This is a genomic window from Georgenia sp. Z1344 (assembly GCF_057652375.1).
This window is the reverse complement of record NZ_CM172728.1, coordinates 2830932-2852919: the sequence shown is the minus strand read 5'-3', so window position 1 is coordinate 2852919 and position 21988 is coordinate 2830932. Positions and strand designations below refer to the sequence as shown.

Here is a 21988-nt window from a genome sequence, read left to right as displayed (position 1 = left end):
CTGCCGCCTCGCGGGGGCGGCGTCACTCCCGCGGGTCGGCGGTGGACGGATTCTCAGCCGCGCGTGTGTCCCGTGACCTCGCGCGCGCGGCCGGCGAGCACCACGGACCCGACGACGACGACCGCCGTCTTCGTGACGATCTCCTCCTGGTCGGCCTCGGCGAGCGTGGCGGCCCGGTCGAGGGCGGCGTCGAGGCGCGGGACGAGGTGGACGCGGTCCTCGCCGAACACGTCGCGGGCGATCTCGGCGAGCTCCTCGGCGGGCATCGCGCGGTCGGTGCCGGCGTCGGTGACGACGACCTCGTCGAGGAGGGGCTCGAGCTCGCCGAGCATCGTCTCCGCCTCCTTGTCGTACATGACGCCGACGACGCCGACGACGTGCTCGAGGTCGAACGCCTCGGCCAGCCCCTCCCGCAGGGCCTCGACGCCGGCGGTGTTGTGCGCGGCGTCGACGATGATGAGCGGCGAGGCGCGGACCACCTCGAGGCGACCCGGCGAGGAGACGCCGGCGAAGGCCTGCTCGACGACGTCGCCCGCGAGCGCCGCCCCGCCGAAGAACTGCTCGACGGCGGCGAGCGCGAGGAGCGCGTTGCGGGCCTGGTGCTCGCCGTGGAGCGGGAGGAAGATCCCCTCGTAGACGCCCGCGGGGGTGCTCAGCGTGAGGACCTGCCCGCCGACGGCGGTCTCCCGGTCGACGACCTCGAGCTCGGTGCCCTCGCGGACGAGGCGGGCGCCGGCGGTGGCCGCGGCGGTGAGGACGATGTCCTCGACCTCCTCGTGCTGCCGGGCCACGACGACGGTCGCGCCCTCCTCGATGATGCCGACCTTCTCGTTGGCGATCTCGGTCAGCGTGGAGCCGAGCCAGCGCATGTGGTCCCGCTCGATGGTGGTGAGGACGGCGACCTGACCGCGGGCCACGTTGGTGGCGTCCCACCGTCCGCCGAGGCCGACCTCGACGATGGCGGCGTCGACCGGGGTGTCCGCGAACGCGGCGTAGCCGAGCACGGTGAGGAGCTCGAAGAAGCTGAGGCGGACGCCGCCGTTCTCCACGTTCCGCTCGTCGACGAGATCGAGGTAGGGCGCGACGTCGTGGTAGGCCGAGATGAAGTCCGGGGTGGAGATCGGCGCGCCGTCCAGGGCGATCCGCTCGCGCACCGTGTGCAGGTGCGGGGACGTGAAGCGGCCGGTGCGCAGGCCGCGCTCGCGCAGCAGCGCCTCGATCATCCGGGCGGTCGAGGTCTTGCCGTTGGTGCCGGTGAGGTGGACGACCGGGTAGGAGTCCTGCGGGTTGCCGAGCAGGTCGAGCGCCTCGCGGACGCGCTCGAGGCTCGGCTGCGGGGCGTGCTCCGGGGTGCGGGCGAGGATCTGCGCGGTGAGCTCGGCGAGCGCGGCCTCCTCCTCGGGCGTGCCCTCGCCGGTCGGGTTGTCCGAGGACCCGGGGCCGCCGGAGGGGAGGTCGTCGTCGTGGGGCGCGTGGGGGTCGTCGTCGGGGACGTGCGCGTCGTCGGGGTCGATCCGCTCGTCGTCGCTGACGAACAGCTCCTCGTAGTCGTCGTCGAACTCCGCGTCCCGGCCGGCGTCGCCGGCGATCTCGCGGACGACGTCGTCGTCGGGCCCGCCGAACAGGCCCGAGCGCAGGACCACCTGGAGGTCGGCCTCGCGCTCGTCGTCCTCGGCGCGGGCCTCGGCCATGCGCTCGGCGAGCTCGGGGTCGGCGTCGTCCTCCGCGGCCGAGATCGCCTCGTCGATCGTCGGGAAGGACTCGCTGATCGCCGACTCGTCGGGCGTGTCGGCGTCGTCGGGGCTCTGGGGTCCGCCGGGAGTGCTCACGGCTCGATCCTCCCACGCGCCGCCCCCACCCCGTCGTCGAGACTGCGGTTGGTGCTCGTCGAGATTGCGGTTCGTCGTCGTCGAGATTGCGGTTCGTCGTCGTCGAGATTGCGGTTGGGAGCGGCAGGACGGTCGACGTGCGGGGGTCTGCTGTACGGCCAGGACCACCTGCCCCTCACCGCCTCTCCCACTCCCCATCACTCCAACGAGAGCTTGTATCCCTCGTGGGTCGCGCGGTAGCCGAGCCGGTCGTAGAACCGGTGCGCGTCCGTGCGCGACTTGTCTGACGTCAGCTGGACGAGGCGGGCGCTCCGGCTGCGGCCGTAGTCGTGCGCCCACGCGAACATCGCGCGCCCGAGGCCGGATCCTCGGGTCGTTGCGCCCACCCGCACAGCCTCGATGTGGAGCCGCAGCGCTCCCCCGCGCGAGAGCCCGGGCACGAGCGTGAGCTGCATGACCCCGACGACGACGCCCTCCCCGTCCCTCACGACCGCGAGGTAGTGGCTCGGGTCGCGGTCGATGGCCGCAAACGCTTGCTCGTAGACGGCGAGGTCGTGCTGCTCGCGTGTGGCGCCGAGCTCGTCGTCGCGGAGCAGGTCGACGATCGCCGGCACGTCCTCCGCGCTCGCCCGGCCGATGCGGTACGTGGCGCCACCGGCCTCGAGCACGTCGTCGGGTGCGACGTCGTGCGGGTTCGGGGTTCCACCGGCTGCACTCACCTGCTGATCCTTCCACGTGCCCTCCCTGCGTCGAGAATGCGGTCGGGAGCAGCAGGACGGCGACGGCGGAGCGCCGGTCAGGGCCGCCTGCGGTCCGGCAGCTACATTTCCGGGATGACGACAGCCGAAGATCTGGCCCGGCGCCATGTCGACGCCTTCAACGAGGGCGATGCGGACCGCCTGCTCGCAGACTTCACGCCCGATGCCACATGGGTGACCGGCGACTACTCGGCACCGGCGGGGGAGCTCCAGGAGTTCTTCCGGGGCGCGATGCGCTCGTTGCGGCCCCGGCTGACCCTGCATCGGGTGATCGACGGTGGGCGCGCGATCGCCGTCGAGATGACCGAGCGGTGGACGCACGAGAACGAGACACGGACTGCCGCGCTCGTGGCCGTCCTCGACATCGCCGACGGCCTCATCTCGGGAGCGAAGATCTACCGCGAGGGCTCGTCCGAGCCCTGATTGCTCACGCCGCCTGCCGTGGCTCCGCTGGTCGCGCTCGCATCAGGATCCACGTGCCCGTCGTCGCGGACTCGCGCGTACTCGGACCCGGACCGGGTCCTCTCCATCACCTCGTGGTCGATCATCTCGCGCCGGAGTCGGGCCGGATCGTCGGTGACCGCCGTCAGCCGGTCGGTCAGCTCCCGCTCAGGGATGACCTCACCCTCGCCGACCGTCTTCCTCGCGAGGAGCAGGAGCAGGGCGCGGCGCTCATCGAGGTCGGTGGGGTAGCGATCGATGCGACCGTCGCCGTCGAGAAATCTCTCGGGGCCCGCGGGCCGGTCCGGCGCACCGGCTGCCAGGGCGTCGGTCAGCACGTCGCCGCAGACCTCGAACGTGCCGGCCTCCTCGCGGACGAGACCGGATCGTACGAGAGCGTCGATCGTGCGCCGCCGCCGTGTCGGCCCGAGGTCCGCGCCGATGCTGTCCGGCGACTCGCCGACCACGATCTGTGCGAACACGAGTCGGCAGTGCGGGTTGGCGAGCGCCGCGACAAGCGGCCGCCAGTCCGCGTGCGGGAGTGCTGCGTGCATGTCGTCAGGCTACGAGGACGCTTCCACTGCGATCACGCGAATACTGCACAGGCCCTCCGCGGACGGGAGTCGGTCTCAGCGACCGACGACGAGCAGCACCTCGCCCGATGCGTCGGCGATCTCCGCCCACGGGGCGCCCTCGATGTCGAGCGTGACCCGCAGGCGCTCCCCCTCCGCGCCGACCGGTTCGTAGACGTAGCGGACGTTGGTGAGCTCGACGGTCTCGGTGCGCGCCGTCGTCAGCCAGGGATGGCGCCGGCGCAGGGCGATCAGCTCCTGGTGGGTGCGCAGCATCCGCGCGTGGACCGGGTCGAGCTCGTCGGGGTCCTCGGGGGTGGGCGGGAAGATCGGGCGGACCTCGTCGTCGCCCCCGATTCGCTCCTCCTTCACGCCCTCCCAGCCGTACTCGTCGCCGCCGTAGATCGACGGGATACCGCCGACCGTCAGGAGCGCAACGGCCGCGAGCGCCGCCCGGTCCTGGCCGACCTGGCTGGCGATGCGCGTGGTGTCGTGGTTGCCGATGAAGGTCTGCGGGACGAAGGCGTCGAGGAACTCGTCGTGCCGCTGGAGGGTCCAGTCGAGCTCGAAGAAGTTGCCCTCCTTGAGCGAGCTCCACGTGGCCTTCCACAGCTCGTACTGGGTGACGGCGTCGACCGTGCCCTCGACGACGAACTCCGCGTAGTCGCCGTGGATGACCTCGCCGATGAACCAGGCGTCCGGGAACTCCTCGCGCACGCGCGGCAGGACGCGGGCCCAGAAGTCGTTCGGCACGGAGTAGGCGGCGTCGAGGCGCCATCCGTCGACGCCGCGGGCGAGCCAGTGGGTCATCACCTCGACGACGAGGTCCTCGACGGCCGGGCTCGCGTGGTTGAGCTCGACGAGCGCGTCGTGCCCCTCGAAGTCCTCGGCGACGGGCTCGTCCCCGGAGAAGTCGATGCGGAACAGGTCGGCCTCGGTCGAGCCCTCGCCCGCCGCGAGCGCCGCCTCGTACAGCGGGTGGGCGCGGCCCACGTGGTTGAAGACGCCGTCGAGCAGGACCCGGATCCCGCGGGAGCGGCACTCGGCGACGAGGTCATCGAGGTCGGACTCGTCCCCGAGGCGCGGGTCGATGCGGAAGAAGTCGGTGGTGTCGTAGCCGTGGGTCTCGGCGGCGAAGATCGGGCCGAGGAGCAGCCCGTTGGTCCCGAGCTCGACGACGTGGTCGAGCCACGCGGTCAGGTGGCCCAGGCGGTGGGCGGGCTCGGCCTCGACGGCGGCGCGCTCCTCCTCGGTGGGTCGCACCGGGGCGCCCGTGAACCCGAGCGGGTACACGTGCCACCAGATCGCGTGCTCGCTCCAGTCGCTCATGGGGCCACTCTTCCGTCAATCCGGCGAACATGCGACCAGGTGGCACAGGTGCACGGTCAGTCGGGCCGACGGCGCCCCGGTGTCTCCACAGGCGGCATGATGGTCCCGGTCCGACGACGGGAGGGTCTATGACCGAGGTGGCCGAGCAGGTGGAGGCCGAGCTGGTCGCCGTCATCACGGCGGTGCACGACGGCGAACCCCTGGCCCTGACCACCGAGGACGGGCGACGGCTGCCGTCGGGGCCCCTGCAGACCGAGCACCGGTCGATGCAGGCCGGGATGCGCTCGTGGGTGACCCGGCAGACCGGCCACGACCTCGGGTACGTCGAGCAGCTCTACACGTTCGCCGACCGGCGGCGCGCGCCCCACCCGGCCCTGGAGATCTCCTACCTCGGGCTCACGACGGTCGCCTCCCCCACGGACTCGTGGGTGAGCTGGCTGGAGTACTTCCCCTGGGAGGACCGACGCGCGGGCGACGACCTCGTCGACGCCCACCTCGCGCCAGCCTTGAGCCGCTGGGCGGACGAGCCGCCGGACCGTGAGCTGGCCGAGCGCCGGCGCCTGCGGTGCGCCGTCACCTTCGGCCTGGAGGGCCAGCCGTGGCTGCCGGGCATGGCGCTGCAGCGCTACGAGCTGCTCTACGAGGCGGGGCTCGTCCCGGAGGCCGGTGCGAGCGCCGACCCGGAGGTGACCGGGCGGCCGATGGACCGCGACCACCGGCGGATCCTCGCCACCGGGATCGGTCGGCTGCGCGCCAAGATCCAGTACCGGCCGGTGATCTTCGAGCTCGTCCCGGAGTCGTTCACGCTCGGCCGCCTCCAGTCCACGGTCGAGGCGGTGGCCGGCCACCACCTGCACAAGCAGAACTTCCGCCGGCTGGTCGAGCACCAGGAGCTGGTCGAGGAGACCGGCGAGGTGGAGCACTCCACAGGCGGGCGTCCCGCCAAGCTGTTCCGGTTCCGCCGCGAGGTCCTCGACGAGCGCGAGGCCGCGGGGACGAAGCTGCCGATCGTCCGCTCGCGCTGACGCCTGCGACCTGCACGGTCCGGCCGAAGCGCTCCGGTCAGCCCCGGACCCAGTCGCTCCGTCACGCCGTTACCTGTGCGCTTATAGGTCGGGTCGACGAGCGGATGTCTCGGCATTGAGAGTGTCGCCGTCCCAGGTGAGGTCCGAGTCCTCGTCCACCTCGTACGCCTCGAACCGCGGGTCGGCGAGGATCTCCTCGACGAGCGTGCGGGAGCCGGCGACGATCGTCGAGTCCCAGTCGATCTCGCTCGCCACCACCCACGACCGGTCCGCAGGCCACAGCAGCTGGGGCAGCACTCCTCCGATCCCCCAGCCCGGATCACACTCGCCGGCACTCACCCGCCTCAGGTCGGCGAGCTCGGTCAGACTCGTGCCGAACAGCAGGAAGTCCCGGCCCGGCCATTCGAGGAACGGCCCCGACACCGCCGCGCGACGGACGTCAGCGCAGACGGAATCCCTCCGCTCCGCCTCAGCTCGAGCACGCTCGGTCGCCCTCTCGACCGGGTCTGCGTCGGCGTCGACGAACACGTAGACGGCACCGTTGCCGTGGAGCTCGCCCCACCCGTTCCAGACGCCGGCGGTCACATCATCGGCAGCGGCGGTGGAGAGCCTCAGATGCTCCGTCAGGGCGGCGAGCTGGTCGGGCTCGAGCATCCCCTCGACACTCGGCGAGACCTGCCAACCGTCGGCGAAGGACAGGGCCGTCTCGTCGTCCGTGAGGCGGCACCACTGCACGAGCGGGTGCATCACCCGGCCGTTGCGGGCGGCGACCTCCGCCCACGTCCACCGGGCAGCGTCGATCGCCGTGCGCTCGCCCGGCTCGTCGGCGTCCGGCGAGACCACACGGCGTGCGTCGACGGGGTGCAGGATCCGTGCGTACGCCTCGAACCCGGTTCCCGCGGAGCCCCCGACCCTGCCCCAGCTGCCGACGCGCTCGAGCAGCCACACCCCACGCCCGATTTCGCCCGTCAGCTCCACGCCGCGAGCGTAGCCATCTGCCGAGCCGGCACGGCTGATGGCCGGACGAGCGGCGGTGGGCACGTCCCGAACCCGCTGAGCCACAGAGAATGCCGCGGCACGACACGACGCCGAGTCGTTTGCACCGCGCTGCCCCTCTGGTTATGCTCACCTCGAGCATCACTAATGCTCAGTCTGAGCATCACTAGTGGTCACCGACGACCAGGCAGGGAAGGCACCATGACGACGGTCAGCATCAGCACCGACGCCCTCTACGAGCGGGTCCGCGGGTCCGTGCCGAGCGTGGAGTGGGCGACGATGGAGGACGACGTCGCGGCGATCTGGCGGCTCAAGGCCGAGCGCAACGCGGTGATCCTCGCGCACAACTACCAGACCCCGGAGATCTTCCACGGGGTGTCCGACATCGTCGGGGACTCCCTCGCCCTGGCGCGCGAGGCCCAGGACGTCGACGCCGACGTCATCGTCCTGGCAGGCGTCCACTTCATGGCCGAGACCGCGAAGCTGCTCAACCCGTCCCGGACCGTGCTCGTGCCCGACCTGCGCGCCGGCTGCTCGCTGGCCGAGTCCATCACCGCCGCCGACGTGCGCGGCCTGCGGGCCCAGCACCCCGGCGTCCCGGTCGTCACCTACGTCAACACCTCGGCCGCCGTGAAGGCCGAGTCCGACATCTGCTGCACGTCCGGCAACGCCGTGAAGATCATCGAGTCCCTCGGCGTGGACCGGGTGATCATGATCCCCGACGAGTACCTCGCCCAGAACATCGCCCGGCAGACCGGCGTCGAGGTCATCACGTGGGCCGGCCGCTGCGAGGTGCATGAGCGCTTCACGCCCGGCGACATCGCCCAGGTCCGCCGCGACTACCCCGGCGTCGTCGTGGTCAGCCACCCGGAGTGCCCGCCCGACGTCGTCGACGTCTCCGACATGTCCGGCTCCACCGCCCAGATGATCGACTACGTCCAGGACCGCCGGCCCCGCCAGGTCGCGCTCATCACCGAGTGCTCGATGAGCGACAACATCGCCGCCGCCTCCGCCGGCGTGGAGTTCGTCCGCCCCTGCAACCTGTGCCCACACATGAAGCGCAACAACCTCGGCAACATCCGGGTCGCGCTGGAGGAGATGCGACACGAGGTGACGATCGACCCCGACGTCGCAGAGCGCGCCCGCGCCGCCGTCGAGCGCATGCTCGCGGTCCGATGAGCAGCGATCGGCCGGTGATCGTCGGCGCGGGGCTCGCCGGCCTGCTCACGGCGCTCCGACTGGCCCCCGCCCCGTGCCTCGTCCTCAGCGCCGGACCGCTCGGCGCGGGCAGCTCGACCGGTCTCGCCCAGGGCGGGATCGCCGCGGCCGTGGCACCCGGTGACTCGGCGGCACTGCACGCCCTCGACACGCTGGCCGCCGGCGCGGGCCTCGGCGAGCGGAAGGCGATCGAGCGGGTGACGGGCGGGGCCGCCGAGGCCCTCGCCTACCTCGTGGACCTCGGCGCCGAGCTCGACCGGGACGACGACGGCGCATTGCTCCTCGGCCTCGAGGGCGCGCACAGCCGGCATCGCATCGCGCACGCGGGCGGCGACGCCACCGGGCGCGAGCTGCTGCGGGCCGCGACGGCCGCAGTGCGGCGCACGCCGTCGGTCATGGTGCTCGAGCACGCGCGGGCGGTCCGGGTCGTCGTCGAGGACGGGGCGGTCCGCCGCCTCGAGGTCGTCCTGCAGGGCGACCAGCCGGCGTTCCTGCCGACCGACCGGGTCGTGCTGGCCACCGGCGGGATCGGCGGCCTGTTCGCGCACTCGACCAACCCCTCGTCCTCGCGCGGCCAGGGCCTCGCACTCGCGGCGCGTGCCGGCGCGGTGCTGCGGGACCTGGAGATGGTGCAGTTCCACCCCACCGCCCTCGACGTCGGCCTGCGGCCCATGCCGCTGGTCAGCGAGGCGCTCCGTGGCGCCGGCGCGCGCCTGGTGGACGCCTCCGGCCGCGACCTGCCGGGTGACCCGCTCGCGTCGCGCGACGTCGTCGCCCGCCGGGTGTGGACGCACCTGGCCGACGGCGGCCGCGCCTTCCTCGATGCCCGCGACGTCCCGGACGTCGCCGAGCACTTCCCCACCGTCACCGCCGCGTGCCGGACCGCGGGGATCGATCCCGCCCGCGACCTGCTCCCCGTGAGGCCGGCTGCGCACTACCAGATGGGCGGCGTCGCGGTCGACGAGCACGGCCGCAGCACGGTCCCGGGGCTGTGGGCGGTCGGGGAGGTCGCGAGCACGGGGCTGCACGGCGCCAACCGGCTCGCGTCGAACTCGCTCCTCGAGGCGGCGGTGTGCTCCCGATGGGTGGCCGAGGATGTCGACCGCGGCCGTCCAGGCAGGAACGACCAGCGCGACCACGGTGGCGCCCTCCTCCACCCGGACCGGGACGGGCGCTCGCGCGGGGGCGAGCGACGGTCGTCGTCGCTCCCTCGACCTGTCCCTCATCCCGCGAGAAGCGGGCCCGCGCAGGACACGCCCGACGCGCTCGACCTCGCCGAGGTGCGCGGCCTCGTGTCGTCCGCCGTCGGCGTCGTGCGGGACGGCCCCACCCTGACCGCGGCCCGTGACCGGCTCCGCGCAGCCCACCTCGCGGATCCCGACGACGACGACACGCTCGTCGCCCTCCTGCTCGTCACCGGCGCGCTGCGCCGCGAGGAGAGCCGAGGGGCGCACCACCGCACCGACCACCCGTCCCCCGCGCCGGCGGCCCACCAGGACCTCACCCTGGCCGACGCGTATGACCACGCCCTGGAATGGAGCACCGCATGAGGCACCTGCCGACCGTCCTGATCGAACCGCTCGTCCGCGACGCCCTGCGCGAGGACCTCGGCCGCGCCGGCGACGTGACGACCGACTGGGTCGTCCCCGCCGACCGGGAGGCCACCGCGGAGCTCGTGGCGCGGGACCCGGGCGTCGTCGCGGGCACGGACCTCGTCGTGCTCGCCTTCTCCCTGCTCGACCCGCGGGTGACGGTCGACGTCGAGCGGCCCGACGGGACCGCCGTCGCGCCCGGCGACCGGGTCGCCACGGTGAGCGGGCCCGCCCGCGCGCTGCTGACCGCGGAGCGGGTGGCACTGAACTTCCTCGGGCACCTGTCCGGCGTCGCCACCGCGACCGCCCAGATCGCCGGAGCAATCTCCGGCACCGGCACGCGGGTGTGCTGCACCCGCAAGACCACGCCGGGCCTGCGGACGGTCGAGAAGCACGCCGTGGTCGCGGGCGGGGGCGTCAACCACCGCTTCGGCCTGGACGACGCGGTGCTCATCAAGGACAACCACGTCGCGCTGGCCGGCGGCGTCGGCGCGGCCGTGGCCCGGGTGCGCGAGGCGGCCGGGCACCTCGTGCCGATCGAGGTGGAGGTGGACACGCTCGACCAGCTGCGCGAGCTGCTGGCCACCCCTGTCGACGCCGTCCTGCTGGACAACATGACGCCCGACCAGCTGGCGGAGGCGGTCGAGCTCGTGGACGGCCGGATGGTCACCGAGGCGTCCGGCCGCCTCACGGCCGAGACGGCGCCCGCCGTGGCCGCCAGCGGTGTGGACCTGGTGTCGGCCGGCTGGCTGACCCACTCGGCGCCCGTCCTCGACATCGGCCTGGACCTGCTGATCCCGTAGGGCCAGAGACGGGCGACGAGGCGCCCACGGCCGAGCACATCTGCCTCGCACATCGGCCGGGCCGACGCGTACCGGGACATGCGTAACGGGCCCCACGCTGCCGCGTGCCGTTACACGTCTGAGCAGAGGCCACTCAGTTCGTCGAGCGATTCCCCGATCATCTCGGTGTCCGCGCGTGTGATTCCCGCGTACAGTCGCTGAGCCTCTGCCGAGATCTCCGAGTGGTCAGGAGCCTCGTAGGCTATCGGGGCGCCCAGAAGGCCCGCCGCCCCGACCGCCTGGGTGAGAACCAGCCGATCCTCGACGTCCGCATGCGCAGCAGACCCGATCCACTCGTCCACAGGTTGGTCGGTCGCGAGGTTGTCATCGACGAGCGCGCACGCGTAGGCGATTCGGCCGTTAGCCGTTACATCGACCTCGTCGTCCGCAAACCCGCCTTCCTCACACGCCGACACGAGATCACCGATCGCGTTCTCGACGTCGTCGGCCTCACCCTCGCTGATGCCGCGGAATAGTGCATCCGCCGCCTCCGACAGATTCTCGTGCCCCACCAACGGTGCCGTCGATCCGGCGCCCACGAGCGCATGGATTGCCGTACCATTGACGAACCCCTCTCCTGAATCGGGGCCCGGGATGGAATCCCAGTCCCAGGCATCGACCGGTTCACCGTGCTCAAACTCCCCGACCAGGCTGCACGCGTAAGTGACGATGCCGTCGGTGTCGGTCGCCGGAATGGAGTCGTCGCTTTCACCGCACCCGGCGAGCGCCACCAAGACGACCGCTGTCGCCCCTGCCAACGCCCGGCGGCGGTACGTCGTCAGCGACGTCGTCATCGTCATCACCTCGGCAACTCGTCGTCGTCCGCACCAATCCACGGACTAGTCATTGTTCTAATAACATAGCGGCCGTACCCTCCGCGTCCAAGCGGGCGCGCGCGATCGTGACGGCTCCGTGACTCGAGGAGCCGCTCTGGCAGGCGGGATCACCACCCCCGCACACCTATCGTCACTCAAGTTCCCCGACTCACCCACCATTGCGCACCGCCGGCATGATCGCGTCGCCGAGCTCGCACCTCCTGACGTCGAGCGCGTTCTCACGCGGTAAGAGCAGGCTCCTAGGACGCGGCGATTGCCGTGCCGCTGGACACACACCCCGACGACAACAACGCGATCGCGACGACAACTAGAGAGACGGCCGCGACTCCGCACGCAACCAGAAGAATGGCCGCGAGTTCGAAATCCGTGAAGCCGAGGCCAAGAGCGCGGAGCACAAACAAGCAGGCATCGACGGACCCGACCAGGAGCGCCAGCACGACCGGGAACAGCGCCGACCACGCCACGGTCTGTCGCGCTCCCGGAACAATCGGGCCTGCGCCAAGAGAGCACCCGTTGCGGCTCGGGAACGCACGGCTCGGTCTCCGAGTGGTCGCGCCAGCGCGACGAGCAGCATGCCAGCACGGTCAGGAGACCGGATGAGACCCAGTCATTCCCTGGATGTCATCGGCGCCAGGCATCGAATCGTCCCCGGTGCCACACCAATCGCGCCCCAACGTCAACGCACCTGCCGGCACATTGCGTGATCCCGCTGTCACGACTGCACTTCTCGGCAGGCATTGCCATCGAGTGATGAGTCAGAATAGTTCACTACCGCCACGACGAAACTGGGCACAGTGGTTCATGTTCTTTAGCGCCCGGATCGCGCTCAATCCACTATGAAGTGACCGCACCGCAGAACTCCAAACTAAACATACTCTAGTTGCAGAACCACGAAGATCCTAAGGCTGCGATTCAACAATCCCAGACCGAGAACTCGATCACCTCAATCGCTGCAGCCTTGACCGCATTCCGGCAGTCCCGGCAGTACGAATGATGAACCATCAGAAAGACTCACAGTTAAACTTCCCGAGTTAAGGACACTGTCCGTTTCCAGGGCGATTATACTCATTCCATCGCGCCCGACCACTCCGACACCGCCTTCTGCGCTGCCCGAGGACGCCGTTTCCATGCCGTTAAGTCGAGCGCCCGCAGGAAGTGCATGAGCTGCCACCCCGCGCTCCGCATCATGTCCGTCAACGGTCATCGATATACCGCGCTCCGAAAACTGCGCGGGACGGACGCACGATATACCCGTTACCCCAGCATTTCCGATCAATGCAGAGTCTGAAGGCGGCAGAAGCACCACGACACACATCTCACTCTGTTCGGATAAACCTAACCAGTAGCGCACTCCGTCATCCTCACCGATAAAGCGCGCCGACGAGGGGGTCACGAGGTCATACGAGAGGATCTGATCTGGCAGTTCGTCGGAGGGCTCCTGATATTCCCCCAATACGGGAGCCAGATCAACTATGTCCTCGGACACCTCGTGCGACGATGCGACTTCGTCAGGTGAATCAACAGCACCTACACTGGACACCACGCCCCAGGAACCGAGCAAGATCCCGGCACCTCCTGCTAGCGACAAAGCGACTGTTCGAACACTCATGTCTCCTCCAAGACTACGCGTTCACGAAAACCATGGCCGATTCATTAACCATTGTTTCTTATCGAACTGTTCAGATTCCGCAAGGAAGACAATTCGCGCCGAATTAGTCACGCCAGGTACAATAGATTGGCACCGAACTAGTTCCGCCCCACCACCAACACTGAGCGATCGCTGACCGCAACTGCGAATCACCGCACAAAGTGGTTCCACCCGTAGGGCCAGTCAGAAAACACCACGTCTGACCACCAGGCGGCGGAGCGTAGTGACCGGTTGCCTGCTGCGCGAATGCCACCGAAGTAAGCACAGAAGTGGCATTCATGTTGTTCGTTGGGCTTCGATGGTGGGTATTTTCGGTGGCAGTGCCATCCACATACACCCAAGTTGCAAGAGGCGCCGTCACTGGCCCCTCCAATGCCGGAGGATGCGGACCTGCCGTGTCGACTACAGCTAGTTCGTTAGCCGACGAACCGCTACCCCCTAAGCCAAGTAGAAGCATGCCAATAAGGAATATTGCTTGCGCCGCTATCGACGCCGCTCTGCGTCTCATGCGTAAAGAGCACATCGTTCTAACACCTGGGTCAAGAATCCGCTCGCCACATCGGGCAGCGGGCAAACCCGCGCTAGCCGACCTTGCGCACCTGCGGCACGATCGCCTCGCCCGCCCCGGCGGACACCGTGAGCTCGAGCGAGAGCGTCTCGTCCATGACGAGCTCCCGGTGCGCCTCGACCACCGCGACCCTCTCCGCGGGCACGGCGAGCGTGAGCGCGATCCGGTCGGACACGTGCAGGCCGGCGTTCTTGCGCTCGTCCTGCACGGCGCGCACGACGTCGCGGGCGTAGCCCTCGGCCTCGAGCTCGTCGTCGATGGACGTGTCCAGCGCGACGAAGCCGCCGCCCGGGAGGACGCCCGCCGTCACGTCCTCGGAGGCCCCCTCGGCCCGGTTGACGGTCGTGGTGCGCTCGACCTGCTCGGCGCCCAGAGTCACCGACGCGCCGGCGCCTGGCAGGCCGTCCGGGACCACGACGCCCGGGAACGTCGCTCCGCCGTCGTCGATCTCCTGCCACTCCCCTGCCTTCGCGGCGGCGAACAGCTGGGACGTCAGGCGGCGCAGCTCCTTCGGCAGCTCGCGCGGCAGCACGGCGAGGTCGGTGCGGACCTCGAGGGCGGCGTCCTCGGGGCGGACGAGCTCGACCGCCCGGACGTTGACCTCGCGGGCGATCAGCGACGCGTACGGCTCGAGCGCCGCCGGGTCGTCGACGGCCACGGTGAGGGTGCGCAGCGGCTGGCGCACCCGCAGGGACGCCGCCTTGCGCAGCGCGTGCGCGGCGGAGACGGCCTCGCGGACCTGGTCCATCGCCGCGACGATCTCCGGCGCCACGACCGACTCACCCAGGGAGGGCCAGTCCGTGAGGTGCACGGAGCGGCCGCCGGTGAGCCCCCGCCAGACCTCCTCGGTGACCATCGGCGCGAGCGGAGCCATCACGCGGGTGAGCACCTCCAGGGCCGTGCGCAGCGTGTCGAACGCCCCGCGCTCCTCGGCCCAGAACCGGTCGCGGGAGGTCCGCACGTACCAGTTGGTCAGCAGGTCGAGGTGCTCACGGACGAGCTGGGTCCCCCGCGGCACGTCGTAGGTCTCGAGGGCGGCGCCAACCTCGTCGGCGAGCACCCCGGTCCGCGCCAGCAGGTAGCGGTCCATGACGTCGAGCGCCTCGACCGCCTCGGCGTCGGTCAGGTCCACGCCGTCCGAGACGTAGCCCGCCCCGCCGTCGAGCGTCCCGGCATAGAGCGCGTAGAAGTACCAGGCGTTCCACAGCGGGAGGTGCACCTGCCGGACCACCTCGCGGATGCCCTCCTCGGTGACCACGAGGTTGCCGCCGCGCAGGATCGGGGAGGCCATGAGGAACCAGCGCATCGCGTCGGCGCCGTCGCGGTCGAGGACCTCGGAGACGTCGGGGTAGTTGCGCAGCGACTTGCTCATCTTCCGGCCGTCGGAGCCGAGCACGATGCCGTGGCTCACCGAGGTGCGGAACGACGGCCGGTCGAACAGGGCGGTGGCGAGGACGTGCAGTGTGTAGAACCAGCCGCGCGTCTGACCGATGTACTCCACGATGAAGTCGCCCGGGTAGTGGTGCTCGAACCAGTCGGCGTTCTCGAACGGGTAGTGCACCTGCGCGAACGGCATCGACCCGGAGTCGAACCAGACGTCGAGGATGTCGGGGATGCGGCGCATCGTCGCCCTGCCCGACGGGTCGTCCGGGTTGGGGCGCGTGAGCTCGTCGATGAACGGGCGGTGCAGGTCGGGGTTCCCGTCCCGGTCCGTCGGCAGGCGGCCGAAGTCGGCCTCGAGCTCGGCGAGGGACCCGTAGACGTCCGTGCGCGGGAACGCGGGGTCGTCGCTCACCCACACGGGGATCGGGGTGCCCCAGTAGCGGTTGCGGGAGATCGACCAGTCGCGGGCGCCGGCGAGCCAGTTGCCGAAGATGCCGTCCTTGATGTGCTCCGGCACCCACGTGATGTCCTGGTTGAGCTCGACCATGCGGTCCCGGAACTGGGTGACGCGGACGAACCAGCTGGTCACGGCCTTGTAGATGAGCGGGGTGCGGCAGCGCCAGCAGTGCGGGTAGGAGTGCACGTAGGACGCGCGGCGCACGAGCAGCGCGCGCTCGGCCTCGGGGCGGCGGGCGAGCGGTCCGCTGCCGTCGCGCAGGTCGGTGAGGATCGACTTGTTGGCGTCGAACACCTGCTGCCCCGCATAGTCGCTCACCTCGGCGGTGAAGCGCCCCGCGGCGTCGACGGGCACCACGGGGCGGATCCCGACGGCGTCGCACACCGTCATGTCGTCCTCACCGAAGGCGGGGGCGAGGTGGACGAGGCCGGTGCCGTCCTCGGTGGTGACGAAGTCGCCGAGGATGATCTGCCAGGCGTGCGGTCCCGGGGCGGCGTCGTCGTCGCGGCCGGTGAAGTAGTCGAAGATCGGGGCGTAGCTGCGCCCGGCGAGGTCGCGTCCCGTGAGCCGCTCGACGATCTCGGGCTCCTCGCCGAGCTCCTTGGCGTAGGCGCCGAGGAGGGCCTCGGCGAGGATGACGCGCTCGCCGGCGGCGGGGCCGTCGGCCGGGCGCACCACCACGTAGTCGATATCCGGCCCGACGGCGATGGCCAGGTTCGAGGGCAGCGTCCACGGGGTGGTGGTCCAGATCAGGGCGAGCTCGCCGGTCTCGAGCCGCACTCCGACGGTGGCGGTCTCGTCCTGGCGGTCCTGATAGACGTCGTCGTCCATGCGGAGCTCGTGGTTGGACAGCGGCGTCTGGTCGTTCCAGCAGTACGGCAGGACGCGGTAACCCTCGTAGGCCAGGCCCTTGTCGTAGAGCTGCTTGAACGCCCAGATCACCGACTCCATGTAGGTGACGTCGAGGGTCTTGTAGTCGTGCTCGAAGTCGACCCAGCGGGCCATGCGGGTGACGTAGTCCTGCCACTCGCCGGTGTAGCGGAGCACGGAGTCGTGGCAGGCCTTGTTGAAGGCCTCGATGCCCATCTCGTCGATCTGGGACTTGTCGGTGATGCCGAGGATCCGCTCGGCCTCGAGCTCGGCGGGCAGGCCGTGCGTGTCCCAGCCGAAGCGGCGCTCGACGCGCTTGCCGCGCTGCGTCTGGAAGCGCGCGACGAGGTCCTTGACGTAGCTCGTCAGCAGGTGGCCGTAGTGGGGCAGGCCGTTGGCGAAGGGCGGGCCGTCGTAGAAGACGAACTCGTTGTCCCCGTTCTCGCCCGGCTCGCGGTTGTCGATCGAGGCCTGGAACGTGCCGTCGGCCCTCCAGTGCGCGAGGACGGACTCCTCGATCTGGGGCAGGCGCGGCGAGGGGTCGACGTCGCCGTCGCGGTGGAGGGGGTAGTGGCCCTGGGTGCTCATCGCGGTCCTTCTCGTCACGGGTTGCCTGCCGTGCGAGGACGACTCTCCTGCCGCGCGTCTCCGCGCGGTCGGTGCCGCGGTACCACCCCGCTTGCCGCACCCCTGCTCGCGCGCGGGTGCGGCCGCTCTGCTCCGGCTGTCACGGGCCTGCCCCGTCCGGTTCTACTGGGGCGCACCCGCTGCGCGGAGGCGCCTGTTCTTCCGGAGGCTCGCCGGTGATGCCCCGCTCGCGCGGGCCGGGTCGATGCCTGTGTGCCCATCCTACCGCTGCGTCGAGATTGCGGTTGGTGCCCGTCGAGATTGCGGTTTGTCGAAGTTGCGGTTCGTCGAGGTTGCGGTTCGTCTCCGTCGAAAATGCGGTTCGTCGAGGTTGCGGTTCGTCGTCGTCAAGGTTGCGGTTCGTCGTGGTCGTCGAGCGTCCGGGTGGGGCCACGCGTACGCGACCTTCCTCCTCGCCCCTGCACCGCCAGCCCCCCCCCGACCTGCGCGGATGACCATGGCGGGCTGACCTCCCCATGCGCGTCCGGTGCGCATCAGGCGCGACGGCGCCACAGTGGCGCGATGCGGTACTCGACGACGAGGCAGACACTGGCAGCGACGGCAGCGGCAGCTCTTGCACTGAGCCTCGCCGCATGCTCGGACGACGACGTCGACACCACCGAACCCGCCCCACCGGCCACGTCGGAGCCGGCGCCCGAGCCGACCGAGGAACCGACGACGGAAGAAGCACCCTCCGACGAGACTCCGTCCGAGGACCCGACCACAGAGGAACCGCCCGCGGAGGAGACGCCGTCCGACGACGCTCCGACCGAGGAGTCGCCGTCCGAGGACCAGGGGGACGACGAGGGTGATGGGAGCGGGGACGCCGGCAGCGCGCACCCGACCGACGTCCCCGGCTCCGTGGAGCTGTTCGGGGCGATCGCGACCGTCCAGGACGCCCACCCCGACGCCCAGGTCGTCGCCGTCTCGCACAACGACACCAGCGAGTACCCCGAGGAGCCCGAGGGCAACGGCACCGTGGTCGAGGCGGTCAGCGGCGACCAGCTGCTGACGATCACCCTCGACCCGTCGGGCGCCGTCGTCGACGAAACCTCGACGCCCGCCGACTCGGAGATCCTCGGACACCTCGACGTCGCGGCGCTGACCATCGACGACGCCATCGAGCTCGCGCTCGCCGAGACCAGCCTCGGCGGCGGGGAGTTCATCCTGCACAGCGTGTCCCTGACGGCAGTCTGGGAGGGCGATGCGGCGTGGAACTTCCTGTTCTACGGCCCGCACGACTTCTCGGTCGTCTACGACGCCGTCACCGGGGAGAACGTCAGCCCGGTCGGCTGACGGCCACGATCGCCGGCCGGCCGGGCCTGTCCGCACCCCTCGGCCCGGCGCGCCGCCCGCACCCACCCGCACCCAGCGAGGGGAGCGGTGCCCCGGGGCACCGCTCCCCTCGTCCGCACCGGAGCATCGCACCGTGGCACGGCTACGGTCGCGGCATGTCTCCGCACCGCACCACCTGGTCCCTCGCCGCCGTGGCCGGCATCGCGCTGACGCTCGGTGCGTGCGCGGGCGACCCGATCGCTCCCTCCGGCGGCCCCACCGGACCCACCGGTCCCACCGGTCCCACCGAAACGCCGTCGGCCCCCTGCCCGGACTGGGCGGAGTGCGACACCGCGCCCGCATCGCCCGCAGAACTCCCGTCGACGGACGACGGGCTCGGGCTGCCCGACAATGCGTTCGACACCATCGATCGTGCGCTGCGCGACGCGGACGAGTAGAGCCCGACGCCGAGCATCGCCGACATCGCAACTCTCGAAGAGCTCTCCCTCGGCGAGACCGGGCAACGGATCGCCTGGGTGGTCGAGCACTCGACGATCGCGCTTCCGGAGGAGCACGGCACGACTGACGGCACCGAGGGCCGGTTCGATCAGGACGTGTGGCAGGTCTACACGGCTGCTGCCGACGAGGTGAGCATCGTCAGCTGGCCGGCCCCGCTCGACCCTGACCCGCAGGCCTGGGAGCCGCTCGAGGTCGAGACATTCGGCAACGAGGAGCTGGATACCGGCGCCGAGGACCAGCTGGCCGCCCACGAGGTCGGACTGACGGATGCAGTGGCGGCAGCGGTGACCGCACGCCCGGGGCCCGTCGTCATCGTCGCCACGACGGACGACGTGTCGGCCCGCCCGTTCCTCGCGGTCGGGATCCTCCAGGACGACGGGACCGCGTTGCGGGTGACCGTCGACGCCGCCACCGGTGAGGTGCTCAACGCGGTGCCGGTCGGCGACGGTGCCTCGGACGGCAGGTCCCGGGACGACCGCGACGAGAGCGAGGAGCCCGACGAGGGCGGCACCACCACCTGACGGGTGGTGCCGGCTCAGGGACCGACCGCCGTGAGGTAGGCGAGCACCGCCCGCACGCGGCGGTTCTCCTCGTTCGCCGCGAGCCCCAGCCCGCTGAACACGTTGGCCACGTGCTTGGCCACCGCCCCGTTCGACAGCACGAGCCGCTCCGCGATCTGGGAGTTGCTCAGCCCGGAGGCCATGAGCTCGAGCACCTCCCGCTCGCGCACGGTCAGCGTGTCGACGGCGGTGCGGCGCCCCGCCACGAGGCGCGAGACGACGTCGGGGTCCGCCACCACTCCCCCGGCCGCGACGATCCCGAGCGAGCGCATGAAGTCCGCCACCCGCGCCACCCGCTCCTTGAGCAGATAGCCCAGCCCACCGACGTCGGGCCGGGACGAAGCCGCGGCCGGGTCGGAGAGCGGCGCGAACAGTTCCGCGGCGTACGCCGGGGCCGCGTACTGGGACAGCACGAGGATGCCGATCTCCGGGTGCGCTGCGCGGATCCGGGCGGCGGCGCGCAGGCCGTCCTCGCCGTCGCCGGGCGGCATCCGCACGTCGGTGACGACGACGTCGATCGCCTCGCCGCTGTCCGCCACCTTCTCGACGACGGCCTCGAGCTCGGGCGCCGACGCCGCCTGGGCCACCACGTCGTGCCCCTGCCGCTCGAGCAGCCCCACGAGGCCCTCCCGCAGCAGCGCCGCGTCGTCCGCCACCACCAGTCTCACGACCGACCTCCGAGCTCGACGACGACGGCGGCGTCCCCCTGGTCGAGCAGCAGGGGCACGTGGGCGGCGACGATCGTCGGGCCGCCGGCGGGGCTGGAGACCTCGAGCGCGCTCCCGACGGCGGCTAGGGCATGTCTCTAAAGCAGGTGGTTGAGCCATTGGGTGACGGCTCGCAGGACGGCTCCTGCTCGGTAGGTCAGTGCGAGCTTGTCGTAGCGGGTGGCCAGCGCGCGCCATTGTTTGACATCGCTGTATCCGCGTTCGATGACGTTGCGGCCGCGGTAGGCCTCGGTGTCCAGTCCGACGGGCCGGCCACCGCGTGAGCCGCGGTTGCGCCGGTGTTGCTGCTGGTCGCGGGGCTCGGGGATGACGCATTTGATGCCGCGACGGCGCAGAGCCTGCCGGGTGGCGCGCGAGGAGTAGGCCTTGTCGCCACGCAGCATGTCCGGTCTCGTTCGAGGGCGACCGGGCCCGGCTCGGTCGATCGAGAGGGCATCGAGCAACGGGCGCAGCATGGGTGAGTCGCCGCCCTGGCCGGGCCCGCACAGGATCACCAGGGGTAGTCCGTGCCCGTCGACGAGCTGATGGATCTTTGTCGACAGTCCGCCTCGGGAACGGCCCAACGCGTGATCAGGAGGCTCGACGCGCAGATTCTTGTGATTCCACAGCTCCCCCTGTGGTGCGGGCCAGGTTCGTGCCGTGCTGGTGAGCGCGGCAGATCGTGGAGTCGACCGCGACCGACCAGTCCAGCTCTCCTTGGGCGTCGGCGCGGACCAGGAGAGCGTCGAGGACCCGGTCCCAGGTTCCGTCCTGAGCCCAGGCTCGATGGCGCTTCCAGACGGTCTGCCAGGGCCCGAACTCCTCGGGCAGATCTCGCCAGGCCAGACCGCACCGGTAGCGGTAGATGATTCCCTCGATCACCTGGCGGTGATCCCGCCTGGGTCTACCTGACCAGGGACGTTGAGCAGGCAACAGCGACTCGATCGTCTCCCACTGCGCGTCGGACAACACACTTCTGCGACTCATCCACCCAGACTCACGCACACCCGGGCCACCGCTTAGGAGACACGCCCTAGCCGCTCGGACATGCCGGCCAACCCGCGCCCGGGCACGATCTCCGCCCCGCCGGGTCCGTCGTCGACGATCGAGACGTGCAGGGCGTCGTCGACGACGAGGAGCACGGTGACCGACGCGTCCGGCGCGTACTTCACCACGTTCGTCAGCGCCTCGCTGACGACGAAGTAGGCGACCGCGGCGACGCCCTCCGGCAGCGCGGGCAGTGCGTGCGGGACCTGCACGGTGACGGGGACGACGGCACGCTCGGCGAGCTCGCGGACGGCCGCCTCGAGCCCCCGGTCGGACAGCACCGTGGGGTGGATGCCGGAGACCGTCTCGCGCAGGGCGGCGAGCGCCCGGTCGGCGTCGTCCTGCGCGGCGGACAGCAGCCGGGCCGCCTCCGCGAGGCGGTCGGCACCGGGCGTGGCGGCGTCGTCGTCGGGGGCGTGGTCGTGACCCGGAGAGGTACCGGCCTGCTGCTCGACGAGCATCGCCGCCTCCCCCAGCTTCATGCCGGCGGTGACGAGGTGCTGCTGGGCTCCGTCGTGGAGGTCGCGCTCGATGCGGCGCCGCTCGAGCTCGAAGGCCGCGACGATCTCCCGGCGCGAGGTGCGCAGGTCGGCAACGCGCTGCGCCCACTCCGGCACGTCCGGGACGTCCTCCGCGAACGGCTTGCGGCGCTCGAGGGCGAGCAGCGCACCGACGAGGACGCCGAGGCAGACCAGCGCAAGGACGGCCGCGTAGGCCCACCACGGGCCGGCGCTGAGAGAGGCGAGGACCGTGCCGAACAGGACGATCCCACCGACGAGGCCGACGCCGACCTGCAGCCAGAACAGGCGACGCGCGCGGCGCTCGGGCCTGCTCAGGGACGACACCCCGCTACCGTACCGAGGCCCGGCCCACCGGCCCGGAGTGCCGG

19 protein-coding genes are annotated in these 21988 nt (G+C 71.0%); 8 read left to right on the top strand and 11 right to left on the bottom strand.

All coding sequences use genetic code 11. The annotated features are described in order from the left end of the window. Positions 1-53: 53 nt before the first annotated feature. Both AC24FB_RS13050 and AC24FB_RS13045 read right to left on the bottom strand, forming a co-directional pair. On the bottom strand, positions 54-1829 hold the full coding sequence (locus AC24FB_RS13050) for a bifunctional folylpolyglutamate synthase/dihydrofolate synthase (RefSeq protein ID WP_425715228.1): 1776 nt from the start codon (positions 1827-1829) through the stop codon (positions 54-56). Between the two features lie 197 nt (positions 1830-2026). Further along, entirely contained in the window at positions 2027-2548 is a 522-nt protein-coding gene (locus AC24FB_RS13045; RefSeq protein ID WP_425715229.1) for a GNAT family N-acetyltransferase, read from the bottom strand. A 114-nt stretch (positions 2549-2662) separates the two neighbouring features. Here AC24FB_RS13045 and AC24FB_RS13040 point away from each other — a divergent pair, with 114 nt between their 5' ends. Next, positions 2663-3010: a nuclear transport factor 2 family protein gene (locus tag AC24FB_RS13040; protein WP_425715230.1), complete on the top strand. Its 348-nt coding sequence runs from the start codon at positions 2663-2665 to the stop codon at positions 3008-3010. Here the strand turns inward: AC24FB_RS13040 and AC24FB_RS13035 are convergent. Further along, a complete protein-coding gene (locus AC24FB_RS13035; protein WP_425715231.1) occupies positions 2983-3582 on the bottom strand; it encodes a DUF2087 domain-containing protein in 600 nt (199 codons plus the stop codon). The two genes, AC24FB_RS13040 and AC24FB_RS13035, sit on opposite strands and share 28 nt — an antisense overlap. Before the next feature lie 75 nt (positions 3583-3657). Beyond that, positions 3658-4929 (bottom strand): alpha-amylase family protein, encoded by a 1272-nt coding sequence (locus AC24FB_RS13030; RefSeq protein ID WP_425715232.1) that lies wholly within the window; start codon positions 4927-4929, stop codon positions 3658-3660. 128 nt (positions 4930-5057) lie between these two features. Between AC24FB_RS13030 and AC24FB_RS13025 the strand changes: the two genes are divergently transcribed. After that, the gene (locus tag AC24FB_RS13025; RefSeq protein ID WP_425715233.1) at positions 5058-5954 is read left to right on the top strand and encodes an NUDIX hydrolase; all 897 of its coding nucleotides are present in this window, start codon (positions 5058-5060) and stop codon (positions 5952-5954) included. Between the two features lie 81 nt (positions 5955-6035). On the opposite strand, the gene AC24FB_RS13020 is transcribed toward AC24FB_RS13025, so the two are convergent. Then, positions 6036-6932 carry a hypothetical protein gene (locus AC24FB_RS13020; RefSeq protein WP_425715234.1) on the bottom strand — a complete coding sequence of 299 codons (897 nt, stop codon included), beginning with the start codon at positions 6930-6932 and terminating at the stop codon, positions 6036-6038. A gap of 219 nt (positions 6933-7151) precedes the next feature. Between AC24FB_RS13020 and nadA the strand changes: the two genes are divergently transcribed. Genes nadA through nadC form a run of 3 tightly spaced genes read left to right on the top strand, consistent with a single transcriptional unit; the run spans position 7152 to position 10563 of the window. Next, positions 7152-8129: a quinolinate synthase NadA gene (gene nadA, locus AC24FB_RS13015; protein WP_425715235.1), complete on the top strand. Its 978-nt coding sequence runs from the start codon at positions 7152-7154 to the stop codon at positions 8127-8129. Then, positions 8126-9718, top strand: coding sequence for an L-aspartate oxidase (locus tag AC24FB_RS13010; protein WP_425715236.1), 1593 nt, complete (start codon positions 8126-8128; stop codon positions 9716-9718). Before nadA ends, AC24FB_RS13010 begins: the two co-directional genes overlap by 4 nt. Further along, positions 9715-10563, top strand: a complete 849-nt coding sequence (nadC, locus tag AC24FB_RS13005; protein WP_425715237.1) for a carboxylating nicotinate-nucleotide diphosphorylase — start codon at positions 9715-9717, stop codon at positions 10561-10563. The genes AC24FB_RS13010 and nadC overlap by 4 nt, the downstream gene beginning before the upstream one ends. 110 nt (positions 10564-10673) lie before the next feature. Here nadC and AC24FB_RS13000 read toward each other — a convergent pair whose 3' ends face one another. The 3 genes from AC24FB_RS13000 to ileS all read right to left on the bottom strand — a co-directional run bounded on the left by AC24FB_RS13000 (position 10674) and on the right by ileS (position 16952). Next, entirely contained in the window at positions 10674-11396 is a 723-nt protein-coding gene (locus AC24FB_RS13000; RefSeq protein WP_425715238.1) for a hypothetical protein, read from the bottom strand. 985 nt (positions 11397-12381) lie between these two features. Continuing rightward, positions 12382-13047: a hypothetical protein gene (locus AC24FB_RS12995; protein WP_425715239.1), complete on the bottom strand. Its 666-nt coding sequence runs from the start codon at positions 13045-13047 to the stop codon at positions 12382-12384. Positions 13048-13667: 620 nt separating this feature from the next. Then, positions 13668-16952, bottom strand: coding sequence for an isoleucine--tRNA ligase (gene ileS / locus AC24FB_RS12990; RefSeq protein WP_425715240.1), 3285 nt, complete (start codon positions 16950-16952; stop codon positions 13668-13670). A 561-nt stretch (positions 16953-17513) separates the two neighbouring features. Here ileS and AC24FB_RS12985 point away from each other — a divergent pair. The 3 genes from AC24FB_RS12985 (at position 17514) to AC24FB_RS12975 (ending at position 19306) form a co-directional block, all read left to right on the top strand. Next, on the top strand, positions 17514-18287 hold the full coding sequence (locus AC24FB_RS12985) for a hypothetical protein (protein ID WP_425715241.1): 774 nt from the start codon (positions 17514-17516) through the stop codon (positions 18285-18287). Between the two features lie 155 nt (positions 18288-18442). Then, complete coding sequence (locus AC24FB_RS12980; RefSeq protein ID WP_425715242.1) at positions 18443-18724, top strand: hypothetical protein; 282 nt, start codon at positions 18443-18445, stop codon at positions 18722-18724. 78 nt (positions 18725-18802) lie between these two features. After that, entirely contained in the window at positions 18803-19306 is a 504-nt protein-coding gene (locus AC24FB_RS12975; RefSeq protein ID WP_425715243.1) for a PepSY domain-containing protein, read from the top strand. Between the two features lie 14 nt (positions 19307-19320). On the opposite strand, the gene AC24FB_RS12970 is transcribed toward AC24FB_RS12975, so the two are convergent. The 3 genes from AC24FB_RS12970 to AC24FB_RS12960 all read right to left on the bottom strand — a co-directional run bounded on the left by AC24FB_RS12970 (position 19321) and on the right by AC24FB_RS12960 (position 21944). Next, positions 19321-20013, bottom strand: a complete 693-nt coding sequence (locus AC24FB_RS12970) for a LuxR C-terminal-related transcriptional regulator (protein ID WP_425715244.1) — start codon at positions 20011-20013, stop codon at positions 19321-19323. 137 nt (positions 20014-20150) lie between these two features. Then, a protein-coding gene (locus AC24FB_RS12965; RefSeq protein WP_487560162.1) for an IS5 family transposase occupies positions 20151-21039 on the bottom strand; the annotation gives its coding sequence in 2 pieces (ribosomal slippage) (positions 20151-20646 and positions 20645-21039; 891 coding nt in all). Positions 21040-21071: 32 nt separating this feature from the next. Then, positions 21072-21944: a sensor histidine kinase gene (locus AC24FB_RS12960; protein ID WP_425714855.1), complete on the bottom strand. Its 873-nt coding sequence runs from the start codon at positions 21942-21944 to the stop codon at positions 21072-21074. Between the last annotated feature and the right edge of the window lie 44 nt (positions 21945-21988).

What these genes read in the sequence shown, in the direction of transcription:
- AC24FB_RS13040 (WP_425715230.1), top strand. Translation starts at nt 2,663, where the DNA reads ATGACGACAGCCGAAGATCTGGCCCGGCGCCATGTCGACGCCTTCAAC.
- AC24FB_RS13035 (WP_425715231.1), bottom strand. Translation starts at nt 3,582, where the DNA reads ATGCACGCAGCACTCCCGCACGCGGACTGGCGGCCGCTTGTCGCGGCG.
- AC24FB_RS13030 (WP_425715232.1), bottom strand. Translation starts at nt 4,929, where the DNA reads ATGAGCGACTGGAGCGAGCACGCGATCTGGTGGCACGTGTACCCGCTC.
- AC24FB_RS13025 (WP_425715233.1), top strand. Translation starts at nt 5,058, where the DNA reads ATGACCGAGGTGGCCGAGCAGGTGGAGGCCGAGCTGGTCGCCGTCATC.
- nadA (WP_425715235.1), top strand. Translation starts at nt 7,152, where the DNA reads ATGACGACGGTCAGCATCAGCACCGACGCCCTCTACGAGCGGGTCCGC.
- AC24FB_RS13010 (WP_425715236.1), top strand. Translation starts at nt 8,126, where the DNA reads ATGAGCAGCGATCGGCCGGTGATCGTCGGCGCGGGGCTCGCCGGCCTG.
- nadC (WP_425715237.1), top strand. Translation starts at nt 9,715, where the DNA reads ATGAGGCACCTGCCGACCGTCCTGATCGAACCGCTCGTCCGCGACGCC.
- AC24FB_RS13000 (WP_425715238.1), bottom strand. Translation starts at nt 11,396, where the DNA reads ATGACGACGTCGCTGACGACGTACCGCCGCCGGGCGTTGGCAGGGGCG.
- AC24FB_RS12995 (WP_425715239.1), bottom strand. Translation starts at nt 13,047, where the DNA reads ATGAGTGTTCGAACAGTCGCTTTGTCGCTAGCAGGAGGTGCCGGGATC.
- ileS (WP_425715240.1), bottom strand. Translation starts at nt 16,952, where the DNA reads ATGAGCACCCAGGGCCACTACCCCCTCCACCGCGACGGCGACGTCGAC.
- AC24FB_RS12985 (WP_425715241.1), top strand. Translation starts at nt 17,514, where the DNA reads ATGCGGTACTCGACGACGAGGCAGACACTGGCAGCGACGGCAGCGGCA.
- AC24FB_RS12980 (WP_425715242.1), top strand. Translation starts at nt 18,443, where the DNA reads ATGTCTCCGCACCGCACCACCTGGTCCCTCGCCGCCGTGGCCGGCATC.